Here is a 15,181-nt window from a genome sequence, read left to right on the forward strand (position 1 = left end):
AAATCTTTGTTATAAAAGTGGTTTTGTAATATTAAATTGTTTGAGTTTGCTAGTTTGTCTATATCATTGGGACAATCCAGGATGGTTGATCTGGATCAATCTGACCTCAATCAACGCATTTATCGTTGCACTAGGCTTAGGATTTTATCCATCAATTTATATAAAATGGATAGGTATAAAAAAATAAATGTAACTTTGTAATTAGGATACACAGTAATGAATATCCTAATTCAAAAATATTCTGTTGTTATTTTACTAATAGTTTAGATTCATCTTCGTGCTCTGGTAATAATTGAGTTTCAACACCCATTAATTGTCCTAGACGACTTAGGCGTCTTGTCACGGCATCACTAATTACCGCATCAAGGTTATGAGAGAAATATAATGTTAATTTCTTTTTACCTACTTTCAACCGTGTTCTTAATAGTAAACTGGGTAAGTTCCCAGATAAGGTATAAGCAACCCGAAAAGCCATCCCTAAAATAATCGCTTGTTCAAACTGTTTATGTGTCAAAATTTTTCTTGCAGAAGATAGAAATCCCTCATCAACATCTGCCTCATAACGCATTGCTGTTGTTAACGCTAAGAAAGCTCGAGTTGGATGGTCAAAAGCCATGCCCGCCATACATAAAATTCTAAAATAAGATTGCTCTTTACGATAAGATGGATGATCATGACATCCTGCATCGGAAATTAAACATGCATTCCAACGTAATCTTTTCATATTAACGTTTTCATTTTTAAATAAATTGCTGGTCCATTGCATTAATGCCAAAGGAAATTCTTTTACTCTTCCTAAACGTTCACTGATATCCAATGCTGCTGCTTCTTGTGGATCTTGATATCTTGCTATTTCAGAAACCACATTACGCATATACCATCCTTCACGCACCCCCTCCGCACAAAAGACAATTTTTTCAGGGCGCATTCTCATCAAGAGTTGACCCAAAACAGTTGCCGCATAAGGCAAATCATTCAAGCGTTTATGAATGAAGGTAGGAATATTATTTACCCCTCCTTTGGATTTTTCTATCGTCCATTCAACCATACGTTTTGCTTCATCATAAGGAAGCGTATAGTAATGAACAATTGAAAGTGGATAAGAAGTAAATTCCATATAAAGCTGAGCCATGGCACGAAACGCACCACCCACTAAATATAGATTTCTTTTCTTAACTTCATCCATCCACTCAACTGTTTTTAAATCTTTATTTACAATCTGTTTAGCTTTGGAAAGTTTTTTCTCGGAACGATCCATCAATCGAATAACACCCAAAGGCAATGTTTGGGCGTTAAAACGTTGTTGACCCCGTATCTGCACCAACTCCATGGATCCGCCACCAATATCAGCAACAACACCATCTGCATTTGAAATGCTACATAAAACACCTGCTGCTGCATAATCAGCCTCTTGTTCCCCAGTTAAAATTTGAATGGGAACATTGGGCATCCATTGCTTCAGCTTTTCAATAAATTCTGGTCCATCAGTTGCATCTCTGACCGCAGCTGTTGCGAGTACAACAAAAGGATCAGCACCCATCGTTGTGGCCACAGCATAAAACCGTTTAAAAACGCCTTCTGCCAAAGCCACGCCCTTAAGATTAAGCTTTTTAGTCGTTTCTAAACCACTACCTAATCTAAGAGTTGCTTTTTCATTAAAAATAATTACGGGATTGCGTTCTCTCCCCTCAAAAACGACCAAACGAACAGAATTAGAACCTAAATCAACAATTGCTGAGCGTATCAAGGAGTGAGAATTCATATAAATGACCCTTATCGTTTAATGTTCACGTATCTTTAGTATTGATTGAAAGTTAATGCTTTTTTGCCGTCAAAGATGGGTTTTCCATGAAATATTCATGAGCCGAAAAAGGCTTATCTGTTGGCTCTACTCTTCGCCAATTTTTATCATGATCCAAACGCCATGATTGCAAATTATCTTTCAAATTTGCAACCATTAATTGGTTAAGCACTTTATCATGAATTTCCTCTGGAATAATAGGAATCATTTCCTCGATACGACGATCCATATTACGTTCCATCCAATCAGCAGAAGACATATAAACCTTGGCATATTTAGAAGGAAGCTCGTGCCCATTGCCGAACACAAATATCCTTGCATGTTCAAGAAAACGTCCAACGATGGATTTGACTTTTATATTTTCGGATAATCCAATAACACCAGGTCTTAAACAGCAAATCCCGCGAACAATAATCGAAATCTTAACCCCTGCACAAGACGCTTCATAAAGGCGATCAATAAGCCTTGGATCTACCAAAGAGTTAATTTTTAACCATATGGAACCTGCCTTACCCGCTTTCACAAAGTCAATTTCTTGATCAATTAGCTCATTTAAAGTTTTACGAATAGTTAGCGGAGAAAAAGCGATAGATTCCATCTGTGAAGGACGTGCATATCCAGTTACATAGTTAAATAATTTTGCCGCATCGCGCGTAAGTTTGGGGTTACAGGTAAAATATGATAAATCAGTATATATTTTTGCTGTAATCGGATGATAATTTCCTGTGCCAAAATGAGCATAAGTTCGAATAACATTCCCCTCTTTGCGAACAACAAGACTGAGCTTTGCATGTGTTTTCCAGTCTGCAAATCCAAAAACCACTTGCACACCAGCTGCCTCAAGATCACGTGACAAACGAATATTTGCTTCCTCATCAAATCTTGCACGTAACTCAACAATAGCCGTAACCGATTTTCCACTTTCTGCAGCCTCAATCAAGGCTCTGACAATTGGACTGTTGCTAGAAGTGCGGTAAAGCGTTTGTTTAATAGCCAGCACTTGAGGATCTTGGGCTGCTTGACGTAAAAACTGTACAACAACATCAAAGCTTTCAAATGGATGATAAACTAATAAATCCTTGGAACGAAGCGCGGTAAAAATATCCCCTCCACATTCACGAATACGCGCAGGAATAAGAGATTTATAATATGGAAACAATAGATCAGGTCGATTATCAACGATAAGTTGTTTTACATCGACCATCCCTAATAATCCATGATGCACAGTGACTTCTTCTGGAGGGACTTCCAACGCATGTGCAACCATATCAGCTAACTTACTTGGCAGCTGATTATCTATATCCAGATGAATAACAACCCCTCTGCGCCTACGTTTCAACGCCGTTTCATAGGAGCGTACTAAATCCTCAGCTTCTTCCTCAAACTCAACATCTGTATCACGAATTACACGCAGAAGCCCATAATTTCCGATTTTATAACCTGGAAATATAATAGATATAAACTGCGTAATAATATCTTCCAATAAAACAAAGCGTTGTATTTTAGGATGCTTTGTTGAGATGGGTAACGCTACAAATCTGGGAAGCTGCGAGGGTAATAAAATTAATACATATTTACGATTACGATCGTTCCTTTGGCTTATCAAACGTAATGCAAGTGCCATATTTAAATTGGGTATAAAAGGAACAGGATGAGCTGGATCTAGCGCTATAGGTGTTAATATAGGGAATATTCGCTCTAGAAAATAGGTTTTTAACCAGGACAGATCATCATGAGTTAAATCATGAGACTGACTAACAACTATACCCGTTTCTGCTAATAATTGCTTTAGCTTTGTATAAGTGTCTTGCTGATCTGCAAACAGGCCTTTTACACGTTCTCTGATCGCAGCCATTTGTTGAGCAGGCGTTAATCCATCAGGAGAAGATGTAATCAATTTCTCTCTGACTTGTCCTGCCAACCCTGCTACGCGAACAGAGTAAAACTCATCAAGATTACTAGCACTGATCGATAAAAAACGTAACCGTTCCAACAAAGGGTTTCTGATATTTTGAGCTTCTTCGACAACTCTTTGGTTGAACCCCAGCCAAGATAATTCGCGATTAATAAATCGCTCTGGGCTTTTTTTAATGGGCACGGTAACAATTTCTGGCTTTACGTGCGCAGGCACAACTTTGCGATTAGGCGCCACTTTGCGAGCTCGCACCGTTGTTGTTTTATTAACGGATTGACTTACTGGTTTACTCTCAGCATTTTTTGGTTTGGGCGTCATCGAATCCTACTTTAAAATTTCAAGTCAGAAAAAAATAATGTCTCCTCAGTATCCTTTAATGATTCTACAAAATCAAAGGAAAGTAAATCTTCTAATACACGGATTGCTAAATTTCTTGTAACCCCACCTCCATCAGCTAGGGTGGCTTTATCCAAACGATTTACGGCATCTCGAATCGCAAAAGCCGTTCTGGGCAATCGAATAATCAACCATTCTATCATAGAAGACGATACGATAAGTTGTCGTTCAGCTAACAAGCGTAAAAATAAAATACGTAACAACTCATCTTCTGGCTGTTCAATTTTAACCGTCGTCATTGCCCGCAACCGACTAGCCAAGTCAGGCAAACCAACATCCCACCGTGCTGGTGGAGAGCGACCACTTAGAATAATAGAAAGGTTCAATTCCTTAGCAAGGTTTAATAAATGCAATAATGCATTCGAATTTGTGATGATATCTGCATCATCTATAACCAATGCTTTGACCCATTCTTCTTTTATTTGTTCCAGCCAATAAACCGAAGAATTTTGAGCCAAGATTGATCCTGGTAAAAATAAAGCAGATTCTTTTTCTGCCCATATTTGTAACAAATGGGTTTTCCCCGTACCAGAATCGCCCCATATAGCCAACCGTTGATCTGGCCAATCAGGAACAGAGCGAACACGCTGATTAATTCCCAGCCACGCTCTGGCCCCTGCATTAGAGGGTGCACTGATAAATTCTGAGTAAATAAAGCGCGGAGTATAGGGAAAAGGCAATGCCAACTGCCGCGAATGCTCTATAAAATGCTGTTGTTGTATTTTTTTCTGCATTCTTGCTTTGCCAAAAATCATATCTGCCCGTAAATATAAGTTTAATATGAAGCAAAAATCATTCATAATCAAATTCAACGTCAATTACTTCAAGTATATAGATAAAAGGCTGCTTAATAATGACTTCAGATTTCTCAGAACCGAAACAAACCCCTTGTGAAAATGACAGTGCAACCTATGCACAGTCTGGCGTAGATATAGCAGCTGGGGATGCTTTAATTGAAGCAATCAAACCAGCTGTTTCTAAAACACGCCAACCAGGTGTCATGGGTAATCTTGGGGGGTTTGGTGCTTTATTTGATGTCAAAGCCGCAGGGTTCAAAGATCCTATCCTCGTTTCTGGTACGGATGGTGTTGGTACCAAGTTATTATTGGCCATTGAAACAAGTCTTTGTGACAACCTAGGATTTGACCTTGTTGGTATGTGCGTTAATGATTTGATTGTCCAAGGGGCGAAACCTCTATTTTTCCTTGATTATTTTGCCACAGGAAAGCTGGAACTTGAACAGGCACAACGCGTTATCACAGGGATCAGTAATGCTTGTGAGGATTGTGGATGTGCATTAATCGGTGGCGAAACAGCTGAAATGCCAGGGATGTATCAACATGGTCATTATGATTTGGCCGGTTTTGCCGTGGGAGCTGTCGAAAGAGATTCTTTACTTCCTCAAAATATCGCGCCTGGTGCCAAAATTATTGGTTTGGCTTCTAGTGGTCCTCACTCTAATGGCTTTTCTTTAATTCGTTCAATCGTTAAATCTCAAAATCTTGCTTGGGATGATATTGCTCCTTTTGATCCAGATCAACTTTTGGGTGAAGCTTTGCTGGCACCGACAAAATTATATGTTAAACCTGTTATTGCTTTACATAATGCAGGATTACTTCATGGTGCTGCTCATATTACAGGGGGTGGTATTCCAGGAAACCTTCCACGCGTAATGCCCAAAGGAAGTGTTGCGATTATTGATGGAGAAAGCTGGCCTATGCCTGCTGTCTTTTCATGGTTAGCATATGCGGGAAAAGTATCTACTGAAGAAATGTTAAAAGTCTTTAACTGTGGTATCGGTATGATTTTAATTGTTTCTGACGTTGCTGCAGTTAATGAGCTACTCAAAGATACAGATACCGAGGCCTATGTCATTGGTCATATTACCGCAGCGGAAGATCAAAACAGTGAGCCAACAGTTGAATTTAGCGATTTTCCAGACTTTACCTTTATTTCAGGTGAAGACTAACCCCTAACAGGAAACGCTTATGACTTTTAAAGAACGGATTGCGATACTTATCAGTGGTCGGGGCAGCAATATGGATGCCCTGATTGAGGCTTGTAAAAAACCTTCTTTTCCTGCCTCTATTAAACTGGTGATCAGCAACAACCCTGATGCTGCTGGGTTGGATGCTGCCCGAGAAGCTGGTATTCCAACTCAGGTTATAGACCATCATGGTTTTGGCAAAGATCGCCAAGCACACGAACGTCAAATTGATGCCGCCCTGCAAGCTCACAATATTTCAGTGGTGTGCCTTGCTGGATATATGCGGATTTTAACCCCATTCTTAATTAATAATTGGGAAGGTAAAATTCTTAATATCCATCCCAGTATCTTACCATTATTTCCAGGTCTGGATACGCATGCCAAAGCCATCAAGGCTGGCATGAAAGTGCATGGGTGTACCGTGCATATTGTCACTGAAGTTATGGATGAAGGCCCTATCCTAGGCCAAGCCATTGTTCCTATTCTTCCCGACGATACAGAGCATAGTCTTGCCAAGCGTTTATTGAAACAAGAACATCTTCTTTACTCTCAAGTCTTAAAAAACTTTATACATAAAGAAGAACCTGAGGCAAGCGTTGACGCACTCATAAATGGTTAAAACAAAGCTCAAGAAAGAATATTTCTTGGGCTTTTTTGATGAAATAACCTGATCCAAAATATAAATATAATTATTATCTACATTTTTTTAATTTGTTCCAAAACTATTTTTGTAACATCTTCAACATTATCAATATCACCCGTTATTTCAAATGATGAATTATTAAGGCTAGTTCCTTTTAATCTAATATTAATCTTCTTATGATATCAATCAAAAAAAACTTTTCTACACGCTTACATTTGGCATTTAATTGATCTAAAGTAGCCTTTTCCAGTGCACTTTTAAGATCACCTTTAGATGTAACTGACATTTTCTTATAACCTCTTACAAAATAAAAATTTATCTTAATATAAAAGGCATTTACTTTAGAAAAAATATTTAAAATATTAAAACAAAAAGGGCTGAAAGTTTCCTTTACAGCCCATAAAAAAAGCAAATTAAACAGCTTAATAATTAAGCGTTAATTTCGATTTCAGCAAAGAAGAATTTAATTTCATTTACTGCATTTTCAGCAGAATCAGAACCATGAACAGAGTTAGCTTCGATTGATTCAGCAAATTGAGCACGTACAGTATGTGGTGCAGCGTCTTTAGGGTTTGTTGCACCCATAATGTCACGGTTTTTTTGAACTGCGTCTTCGCCTTCTAAAACTTGAGCAACAACTGGGCCACTGATCATGAAAGATACTAACTCACCAAAGAAAGGGCGTTCTTTATGAACTGCATAAAAAGCTTCTGCCTGAGCTTGGGTTAATTGCAAACGTTTTTGCGCAACAATTTTAAGGCCAGTGCTTTCGATAACAGCATTAATTTTACCTGTTAAGTTACGACGTGTTGCATCTGGTTTTAAAATTGATAATGTTCTTTGAATAGCCATGATATATTTCCTTATTTCGATATAAAGCAAATCATTCTTTGTAAATGACACGCGTTATTGGTAAATAAAGGAAATTTTATTATTTTGTCGATCATTATTTACACTATTTTACACGAGCAACGTTGTGAGCACTCTGGTTATCAATAATCTGACCCTTCGCATTTTCGGTCGCCCCCTTTTGGAAAATGCTTCTTTAACCATTGAAAATGGCCAAAAAGTAGGATTGGTTGGGCGTAATGGTACAGGAAAATCTACATTACTGGCCGCTATCGCTGGGGATATGCCTATTGATGATGGTGAAATCCTAATTCCAAGCCGAATCAGAATGGCTCGTGTAAAACAAGAGGCTCCTTCTGGTCCTCTATCCTTAATTGATACTGTCTTGGCTGCTGATCAAGAACGTGCGAGTCTATTGCACGAAGCAGAAACAATCCAAGATGGGTATAGACTGGCAGAAGTCCACGAACGTCTTATCGCAATTAATGCCGACAGCGCCCCTGCCCGCGCTGCTATTATTTTAGCAGGGTTGGGCTTTAACGAAGAAAACCAACAACGTTCAGTCTCTGATTTTTCTGGTGGATGGCGTATGCGTGTTGCCTTGGCCAGCACCTTGTTTTTAAATCCTGATCTTTTATTACTTGATGAGCCTACCAACCATTTGGATTTAGAAGCTACCTTATGGTTAGAATCTTGGTTAGAGGCTTTTCCTGGTAGCGCTTTGATCGTCAGTCATGATCGTAACTTATTAGACAGCTCTGTTAATGCGATCGCCCATTTACATCAACGCAAACTTTCTTTGACAATCGGTGGGTATGAAGAGTTCATTCGTATTAAAAATGAAAAAGCCTTACAGCAAAATAGAGAAGTCGAAAAAATTGCCGCCAAACGCGCGCATATGCAGTCTTTTGTAGATCGTTTCAGAGCCAAAGCCACCAAAGCACGCCAAGCACAAGCTCGATTAAAAGCCCTTGAAAAACTACCACCATTACAAGCAATCGTTGAAGAAACCCCTATTCACTTTGAGTTTCCACAACCCATAGAACTTCCTCCACCGCTGATTACTTTGCACCAAGTAAATGCTGGATATGGGGATCGCACTATTCTATCTAATCTCTCCCTACGTATTGACCCCGATGATCGTATTGCCTTGTTGGGAGCGAATGGTAATGGTAAATCAACTTTTATTAAGCTGATAGCTGGACGGTTAAACCCTTTTACCGGCACTATTCAAAATAATCCTAAATTATCTGTAGGATATTTTGCCCAGCATCAACTGGAAGATCTTATCCCCGAGCAAACCCCTCTTCAACATATTCAAACTGCTTTACCCAAAGCTGCTCCTACCGAACTTCGTGCTCAACTTGCACGTTTTGGTCTAGATGCAGATCGTGTAGATACCAAAGTCAACTCTTTGTCTGGTGGAGAAAAAGCACGGTTAGTACTGGCATTAGCCACACGTCATAACCCCAATATTTTACTGCTTGATGAGCCAACCAACCATCTGGATCTGGATGCCAAGGAATCTCTGGTTCATGCTCTGTCAGCCTTTCAAGGTGCAGTTATTCTTATTTCCCATGATGCACGCTTGATTGAATTAATCGCAGACACCTTGTGGCTCGTCAATAACGGTACCGTGGCACCCTTTGATGGAGATATTAAAGAGTATCGCCAATGGTTGGATGATCAACGAAAAGAAGCCAATCAACAAGCAAAATCAGAAAGTAACTCTGGTGGCAGCTCTCAAAAAGAAGCTCGAAAAGAAAGAGCAGAAAAACGTAAATTACTTCAACCTTTACGTAACAAAATTAAAGATGCTGAAAAAATAATGAACAAATGCTCTTCTGAGATTCAAAAACTAGAGGATAAACTTTCCGATACAAAATTTTATAGCTCTGCCAAACCAGAAGAAATCACCGCCATTCAGATTAAAATGGCTGATTTTCAAAAACAACAAACCGAAGCTGAAGAGTTATGGCTAGAACTCCATACAGAGTTGGAAGAAAATCAAGAGTAACTTAAAACAATGTAGTAAATAAAAATAAAAATAAAAATATTTATTTACTACTCATTCATTTGATAGCTTATTTCTTTTTTAAATCCATCTGCCAACCTTGTGGGTTAATTCGAATAGACATTTCTTGCCCTTTTGGTAGCAAATCAAATTTTTTAATATCCTCTCTAAACCCAACATGAGCCAAAGGTGGTATCGAAAAATTTAAAAAGAACAAAGGTACTATGCATATCATTAAACAAGATAATAAAGCCTGCGAGAATTTTCCCATTTGGCTAATTATAAATAAAATGAAACAAAAAAAAGCAAAATTAGTAATAAAAAAGTATCTTTCTCCTCCACCTGGTATCAAAAAAGTTGGCCATTGATCCTCTGTTAAACTCATCATTGGATTAGCCAAAGTAAAACCAATAATCAATGAAGGGAAAATTACAGATATCCAAAAACGCCATCCAGAAGATATAATTGCTTTACAAATACTAATCATAACCACAAACATCAAAGCAAAACTTAACCAGCCTTTAAAAAAAACAAAACATTCTTTAGACGCAAAATTAAAAACCATATCGTTAGAAAAAAAAGTTCCCAAAACGATACGAGTTGATAAAATTTTAATTAATAGTGAAAAGCTAGCTCCTAAAGGAGCTGAAGATCGTGCATGTGAACTGACAGTTAAAATAATGGCAAGAGCTTGTATAACAAAACAAATAACCATTATTATATCAAAATAATTAATTCGCTTCACAGCATTAATTATACCACCCCATTGTGCAACCCGTTTAATAAATAAACATGCAGATAAAAAAATGACAAAAGGACCACTCAATGCAGCAATAATCAAAACAATATAATCATGTAACTTCCAACTAAAACTTTCGGCATCATCGGCAAAAATAATCATAAAAAGATATATAGACAAATACCATTGTACATTAGTTATATTAACATATCCCTCAGAGAGATTCGGCATAAATAAAAAATAAATAACAGCTGCAATACGGTAAGATATATGAATAAACGATATTCTTGAAGATAAAATAAACATCACCAAGCAACAACGTATTGATATAGCAATAATATTTGCAACCAAAGCTGCTTTAGACAAACCAAATAGCAATCCAATACTAAAAGTCAGTCTAGAAATTGTTTGATAATATCCATTTTGCGGTAAAAGAAAAGAATATATCCCTTGATTATAAGCTCCTGAAAGCCAAATTTTACCATCTTCGGCCCAAAGCTGAGGATGTAAAAGAATATCAGGCCTTCTAGCTGCAATAACAAAAAAAATAGCAACAAATATCAAAATATATAATAATATTTTATTCAATAATGCGATTTGTACTTGTGATGACATTTGATAATCTTTTATTTAATTAGGGAAATAATGTCCGTTGATAATCATACTGATCAACCAATTTTCTTAATGGGTCGAATTCATCATCATCGCAGTTTTTCAAGAATACTTTTGTCTTACCATCTTTGTTTGCTTCATAAAAAACTCTGTTATTCCAATCTGCTTGGCTGATCCCCAACCATAATACCAAAGTAAAAGGATAAGGCTGTTGCTCTTTTGGCTTGTCCGCATATTCTTTTGGATCAATATTCTGATTAAAACGTATTTCTACATCCCCTGTAGAGGGTGGGTTACGTTTCAAAGGTCCCCATCCTTTTTCGTTCTTTTGAATCCAATCTTGAACAATTTTTAATTCTGCTGGTGTTAAAACACGTTTTTTATGTAATGGCCCAACAATCAATTCAGCATTCACAACAGGAGGAAATGTTACAGGCGTAAGCTCTTTACGAACCAACAACCATACAACCAGCACCACTAAAACACAAAATGCCAAGAGTGAGGTTAAAATAATATTCTGTTTACGCATAGAACGAGGCCTTATCCTTTGATTGCATGGATAATTTGCAGAACCTCTTGATCCGTTAATTCTGGATGAATGGGCAATGCAAGTATTTGTTTAGATATTCTTTCTGAAACAGGTAATACACTGCCATCATGAGAATTACAATAAGCGGGCTGTTGATGTAAGGGTAAAGGATAATAAATTGCTGTTGGAATATGTTGTTCTTTTAATTTGTTTTGCAATTTAATACGTGAATGTTCATCTTGTAATAAAATTGAATAAATAGCCCACGCACTTTGACTCTGGGGAACTCTAATGGGAACTTGAACAATTGATGCTAAATGTTGATCATATAAACATGCAATTTGTTCTCGTCTCGATAGTTCCTCATCAAAAAAATCCAACTTCGCTAATAAAACAGCCGCCTGTATGGTATCTAAACGACCATTCATTCCAGTTCGCAATACTTGATACCGCGTTTTGCCCTCTCCATGACTTCTTAAGGAGCGATATAATTCGGCTTTTTCTGCATCATTGGTAAAAATTGCACCGCCATCGCCATATCCACCAAAAGGTTTAGATGGAAAGAAAGAAGTAACGGTTGCATCTGCCTCACTTCCAAGCTTGTGACCTTGATACATTCCTCCAAAAGATTGCGCACAATCATCTAACAAGAATAATTGCTCTTGCTTGGCAATTTGACGTAATACATCCCAAGGAGCTGGTTGTCCAAATAAATCAACTCCAATAATCGCTTTTGGTTTTAACCTTGCCTCATTACGAATTTTTTGAATACAAAGTTTTAAATGCGTAGGATCAATCTGAAATGTTTCAGGATCAATATCTACAAAAACTGGGGTTGCCCCTAAAACCAAAGGAACCTCTGCTGTTGCAGTATAAGTAAACGCTGGTAAAAATACAGCATCGCCAGGTCCAATATTTTCTGCCATCAAAGCAATTTGTATTGCATCCGTTCCAGAAGAAACTCCAACACAAAATTTAGCCCCAACATAGTTTGCTAATCGCTCCTCTAACTCTTGGACTTCTGGCCCGAGAATAAATTGACAATGCGATAACACTTGATCAACACGTTTTTTAATGGCATCGCCTAAACGAAGTTGTTGTTTTTTTAAATCAAGAAAGGATATCATATTGTTCATCTTTGTTCTCTTTTGCTAAAATGAATTGATTATATTTTTTAAACCTAATCAGTTAAATAAAGTTATATCAATTACGCTATTGAAAAATAACCACAAAGTTTATTTCCATCGGGGTCACGTAAATAAGCTAAATACATTTTTTTGTTACCTGCCTCTCTGACACCAGGAGGATCCTCAATCGATTTACCACCATGATCTATGCCAGCTTGATGCCACTGATTTACTTGCTCTGCAGAATTTAAGATAAAGCCAATTGTTATCCCATTCCCACAGGTTGCAGCTTTACCATCAATAGGCTTGGTAACTAATAAAAGTTGACCATCTTTAATATACATTAAACGCCCTTTAGGATCTGAAAGAGCTTCTCCACCAATAACGCTGAAGAGCGCGTCATAGAATTTTTTTGATTTTTCTATATCATTGCTTCCAACTGCCACATGACTAAATAACATTAGAACTTTCCTTAATATAATGTGAAAATAAAGTTTAATTATTTAAAGCTATCACACAAATTAAGATTTAATAAAGAGACTGTATAAATAAAGTTATGGCCAATAAAGAATAAATTTTTATTAAACTTCAACTCTCATTCAATTTATGTTTAAATTCGGGGACAAGATTTTGAACAATCGTAATCGCTTTTTCTACATCTTCTTGCTGACAAGCTTCGGCAATTTGATCAATTAAAAAATTAACCTCTAGCAAATTTACTATTCTCGGAGTCGCCATCATTAACCCTGCATGATCTGTCGGCATCGGGGCTTCACGCCCATGAAAGAGTTCTTCAAACAGTTTTTCACCCGGTCTTAATCCTGTAAATACGATTTGAATATCTTCGTCTGGTTTCAATCCTGCCAAACGAATTAATTGGCGTGCAAGATCAATAATTTTAACGGGTTCCCCCATATCTAAAACAAAGATACCCCCATTACGCAACATCTCATCCGTTGCAACATCTCCGTTTTTATGTACAGTCGCCCGCACACTTGCCTGTAAAACCAAACCTACAGCCTCTGGAACCGTCATAAAATAACGCTTCATTTCTGGATCCGTTACTGTCAAAGGGCCACCATGACGTAATTGTCGCCTAAATAGCGGCACAACTGACCCTGTTGATCCCAACACATTTCCGAAACGTACGGTAACACAACGCATTTTACTGTTATCAGGAATATTCAAAATATCTTGCGTTTCATCTGACTGATGATGCATCGCCATATCCAATGCTTGGCAATACATTTCTGCAATACGTTTGGAGGTTCCCATCAAGCTAGACGGATTAACGGCTTTATCCGTAGAAATCATAATGAGTGCTTTAACACCTGCTTGTGCCGCAGCGTTGGCAATGATACGTGTGCCAATAATATTCGTTAAAAACCCTTCTATAGGATTATTTTCAATCATGGGAACATGTTTTAATGCCGCTGCATGGAAAACAAGCTCTGGTTTATAATGTTGAAATACTGCTTCGATTCTTGCTTGATCACGAATATTAGCCAGCACTAACTTTCGCTCACCTGGGATTTTATTTTCTACAAGTTCTACGTTAATTTTCCATAACGCATATTCACTATGATCAAGTAAAATTAATAACTTGGGTGATAATCTTGCGATTTGTCGAACTAACTCTGAACCAATACTGCCTCCTGCCCCAGTGACCAAAACCACTCTATCTTTGATCATATACTCCATTCCCTCTTCATCCAAAGGGACTTGCGGTCTGTTCAAAAGTTCTTCAAGAGCAATAGGTTGCAATTCTACATTGCTGGCGGGCGTTAGACTGGTTAAACTTGGCGTTCTCTTTACTTGGATTTTCCATTGTTCAGCAACCGACAAGAGTTGACGTAACTGTGGCCCTCTCAACTCCGATCCTGTGATAACCAAAGTAGAAGGTAATTTTTTTTGAGATTCCAATGTCGCTAACGCTTTGGGCAACTCTTCTAAATTACCTAAAATAGGCGCATTATGAATACGGTGTCCTTTACGACTTTGACGAAAAGAAATAAGACCTACTACTTTTAAGGAATTCTGCACATCTTTTTTTGTTGCTCTAATAAAAAGGTCAATGTCTTCATCACTACCTAGCAATAAGATTTTTTGTTTTTTCTTACGGTCTAGTTTTATATTTTCAGAAGTGCATAAACGATATCCAACGCGCCCCCCCCCCATCAATATCAATAAAACCATTGCGTATATAATAGGGAAAGTAATTGATGGCGTTGAAAATCCTGTAACTAATAAAAGGCATGTAAATAAAACGGAACTGGCAATCGAGGCAGCAGCAATATTCAACAAATCTGCTATACCAGAAAAACGCCAATATTGCTGTGGGATATGAAATGGCAATCCGCTAACCAATAAAGTCAACACTCCCCCTGTTAAAAACCATAATGGATGCAACAATCCACCTTGAGGATCAGACAACCAACGCGCCAGAGGTGCCGCAATCGCAGCAAGCATAGCGTCCATAAATATATTGATCGCTATCCGATTATATCTCTTAGTTTGCTTTGTTGTCGTTGATAAATTAGACTGTTGCAATGTCGTCATTCCATCTTTA

General features: G+C 37.7%; 13 protein-coding genes. 3 read left to right on the forward strand and 10 right to left on the reverse strand.

Features of this window, described 5'->3' with window-relative positions; genetic code table 11:
• Positions 1 to 247 precede the first annotated feature (247 nt).
• The 3 genes from COMX_RS04640 to COMX_RS04650 are packed head-to-tail and all read right to left on the reverse strand — an operon-like array spanning position 248 to position 4,846.
• A complete protein-coding gene (locus COMX_RS04640; RefSeq protein ID WP_034337550.1) occupies positions 248 to 1,762 on the reverse strand; it encodes a Ppx/GppA family phosphatase in 1,515 nt (504 codons plus the stop codon).
• Positions 1,763 to 1,814: 52 nt separating this feature from the next.
• Positions 1,815 to 4,034, reverse strand: coding sequence for an RNA degradosome polyphosphate kinase (locus tag COMX_RS04645; RefSeq protein ID WP_034337553.1), 2,220 nt, complete (start codon positions 4,032 to 4,034; stop codon positions 1,815 to 1,817).
• An 11-nt stretch (positions 4,035 to 4,045) separates the two neighbouring features.
• Positions 4,046 to 4,846: a P-loop NTPase family protein gene (locus tag COMX_RS04650; protein WP_051461980.1), complete on the reverse strand. Its 801-nt coding sequence runs from the start codon at positions 4,844 to 4,846 to the stop codon at positions 4,046 to 4,048.
• A gap of 119 nt (positions 4,847 to 4,965) precedes the next feature.
• Here COMX_RS04650 and purM point away from each other — a divergent pair, with 119 nt between their 5' ends.
• Both purM and purN read left to right on the forward strand, forming a co-directional pair.
• On the forward strand, positions 4,966 to 6,081 hold the full coding sequence (purM, locus tag COMX_RS04655) for a phosphoribosylformylglycinamidine cyclo-ligase (RefSeq protein ID WP_034337555.1): 1,116 nt from the start codon (positions 4,966 to 4,968) through the stop codon (positions 6,079 to 6,081).
• 19 nt (positions 6,082 to 6,100) lie between these two features.
• On the forward strand, positions 6,101 to 6,718 hold the full coding sequence (purN, locus tag COMX_RS04660) for a phosphoribosylglycinamide formyltransferase (protein WP_034337557.1): 618 nt from the start codon (positions 6,101 to 6,103) through the stop codon (positions 6,716 to 6,718).
• Positions 6,719 to 6,896: 178 nt separating this feature from the next.
• On the opposite strand, the gene COMX_RS11350 is transcribed toward purN, so the two are convergent.
• A complete protein-coding gene (locus tag COMX_RS11350; RefSeq protein WP_255343273.1) occupies positions 6,897 to 7,028 on the reverse strand; it encodes a hypothetical protein in 132 nt (43 codons plus the stop codon).
• A 143-nt stretch (positions 7,029 to 7,171) separates the two neighbouring features.
• On the reverse strand, positions 7,172 to 7,594 hold the full coding sequence (gene ndk / locus COMX_RS04670) for a nucleoside-diphosphate kinase (RefSeq protein WP_034337563.1): 423 nt from the start codon (positions 7,592 to 7,594) through the stop codon (positions 7,172 to 7,174).
• 124 nt (positions 7,595 to 7,718) lie between these two features.
• Here ndk and abc-f point away from each other — a divergent pair, with 124 nt between their 5' ends.
• Positions 7,719 to 9,608 carry a ribosomal protection-like ABC-F family protein gene (gene abc-f, locus COMX_RS04675; RefSeq protein WP_034337566.1) on the forward strand — a complete coding sequence of 630 codons (1,890 nt, stop codon included), beginning with the start codon at positions 7,719 to 7,721 and terminating at the stop codon, positions 9,606 to 9,608.
• Between the two features lie 67 nt (positions 9,609 to 9,675).
• Here the strand turns inward: abc-f and COMX_RS04680 are convergent, their stop codons facing one another.
• From COMX_RS04680 to COMX_RS04700, 5 genes are all read right to left on the reverse strand, one after another.
• Positions 9,676 to 10,959, reverse strand: a complete 1,284-nt coding sequence (locus tag COMX_RS04680) for a hypothetical protein (protein WP_034337568.1) — start codon at positions 10,957 to 10,959, stop codon at positions 9,676 to 9,678.
• A 19-nt stretch (positions 10,960 to 10,978) separates the two neighbouring features.
• Positions 10,979 to 11,485 (reverse strand): hypothetical protein, encoded by a 507-nt coding sequence (locus COMX_RS04685; protein WP_034337571.1) that lies wholly within the window; start codon positions 11,483 to 11,485, stop codon positions 10,979 to 10,981.
• Between the two features lie 11 nt (positions 11,486 to 11,496).
• A complete protein-coding gene (locus COMX_RS04690) occupies positions 11,497 to 12,621 on the reverse strand; it encodes a DegT/DnrJ/EryC1/StrS family aminotransferase (protein ID WP_034337574.1) in 1,125 nt (374 codons plus the stop codon).
• A gap of 71 nt (positions 12,622 to 12,692) precedes the next feature.
• Entirely contained in the window at positions 12,693 to 13,073 is a 381-nt protein-coding gene (locus COMX_RS04695; protein ID WP_034337576.1) for a VOC family protein, read from the reverse strand.
• Positions 13,074 to 13,200: 127 nt separating this feature from the next.
• A complete protein-coding gene (locus COMX_RS04700; protein WP_235176759.1) occupies positions 13,201 to 15,171 on the reverse strand; it encodes a polysaccharide biosynthesis protein in 1,971 nt (656 codons plus the stop codon).
• Positions 15,172 to 15,181: the final 10 nt, after the last annotated feature.

Origin of the sequence: Commensalibacter papalotli (ex Servin-Garciduenas et al. 2014) (assembly GCF_000527695.1) — a bacterium.
Taxonomy (GTDB): domain Bacteria; phylum Pseudomonadota; class Alphaproteobacteria; order Acetobacterales; family Acetobacteraceae; genus Commensalibacter; species Commensalibacter papalotli.

What these genes read in the sequence shown, in the direction of transcription:
- COMX_RS04695 (WP_034337576.1), bottom strand. Translation starts at nt 13,073, where the DNA reads ATGTTATTTAGTCATGTGGCAGTTGGAAGCAATGATATAGAAAAATCA.
- COMX_RS04645 (WP_034337553.1), bottom strand. Translation starts at nt 4,034, where the DNA reads ATGACGCCCAAACCAAAAAATGCTGAGAGTAAACCAGTAAGTCAATCC.
- COMX_RS11350 (WP_255343273.1), bottom strand. Translation starts at nt 7,028, where the DNA reads ATGTCAGTTACATCTAAAGGTGATCTTAAAAGTGCACTGGAAAAGGCT.
- COMX_RS04685 (WP_034337571.1), bottom strand. Translation starts at nt 11,485, where the DNA reads ATGCGTAAACAGAATATTATTTTAACCTCACTCTTGGCATTTTGTGTT.
- ndk (WP_034337563.1), bottom strand. Translation starts at nt 7,594, where the DNA reads ATGGCTATTCAAAGAACATTATCAATTTTAAAACCAGATGCAACACGT.
- purN (WP_034337557.1), top strand. Translation starts at nt 6,101, where the DNA reads ATGACTTTTAAAGAACGGATTGCGATACTTATCAGTGGTCGGGGCAGC.
- purM (WP_034337555.1), top strand. Translation starts at nt 4,966, where the DNA reads ATGACTTCAGATTTCTCAGAACCGAAACAAACCCCTTGTGAAAATGAC.
- COMX_RS04640 (WP_034337550.1), bottom strand. Translation starts at nt 1,762, where the DNA reads ATGAATTCTCACTCCTTGATACGCTCAGCAATTGTTGATTTAGGTTCT.
- COMX_RS04650 (WP_051461980.1), bottom strand. Translation starts at nt 4,846, where the DNA reads ATGCAGAAAAAAATACAACAACAGCATTTTATAGAGCATTCGCGGCAG.
- COMX_RS04680 (WP_034337568.1), bottom strand. Translation starts at nt 10,959, where the DNA reads ATGTCATCACAAGTACAAATCGCATTATTGAATAAAATATTATTATAT.
- COMX_RS04690 (WP_034337574.1), bottom strand. Translation starts at nt 12,621, where the DNA reads ATGAACAATATGATATCCTTTCTTGATTTAAAAAAACAACAACTTCGT.
- COMX_RS04700 (WP_235176759.1), bottom strand. Translation starts at nt 15,171, where the DNA reads ATGACGACATTGCAACAGTCTAATTTATCAACGACAACAAAGCAAACT.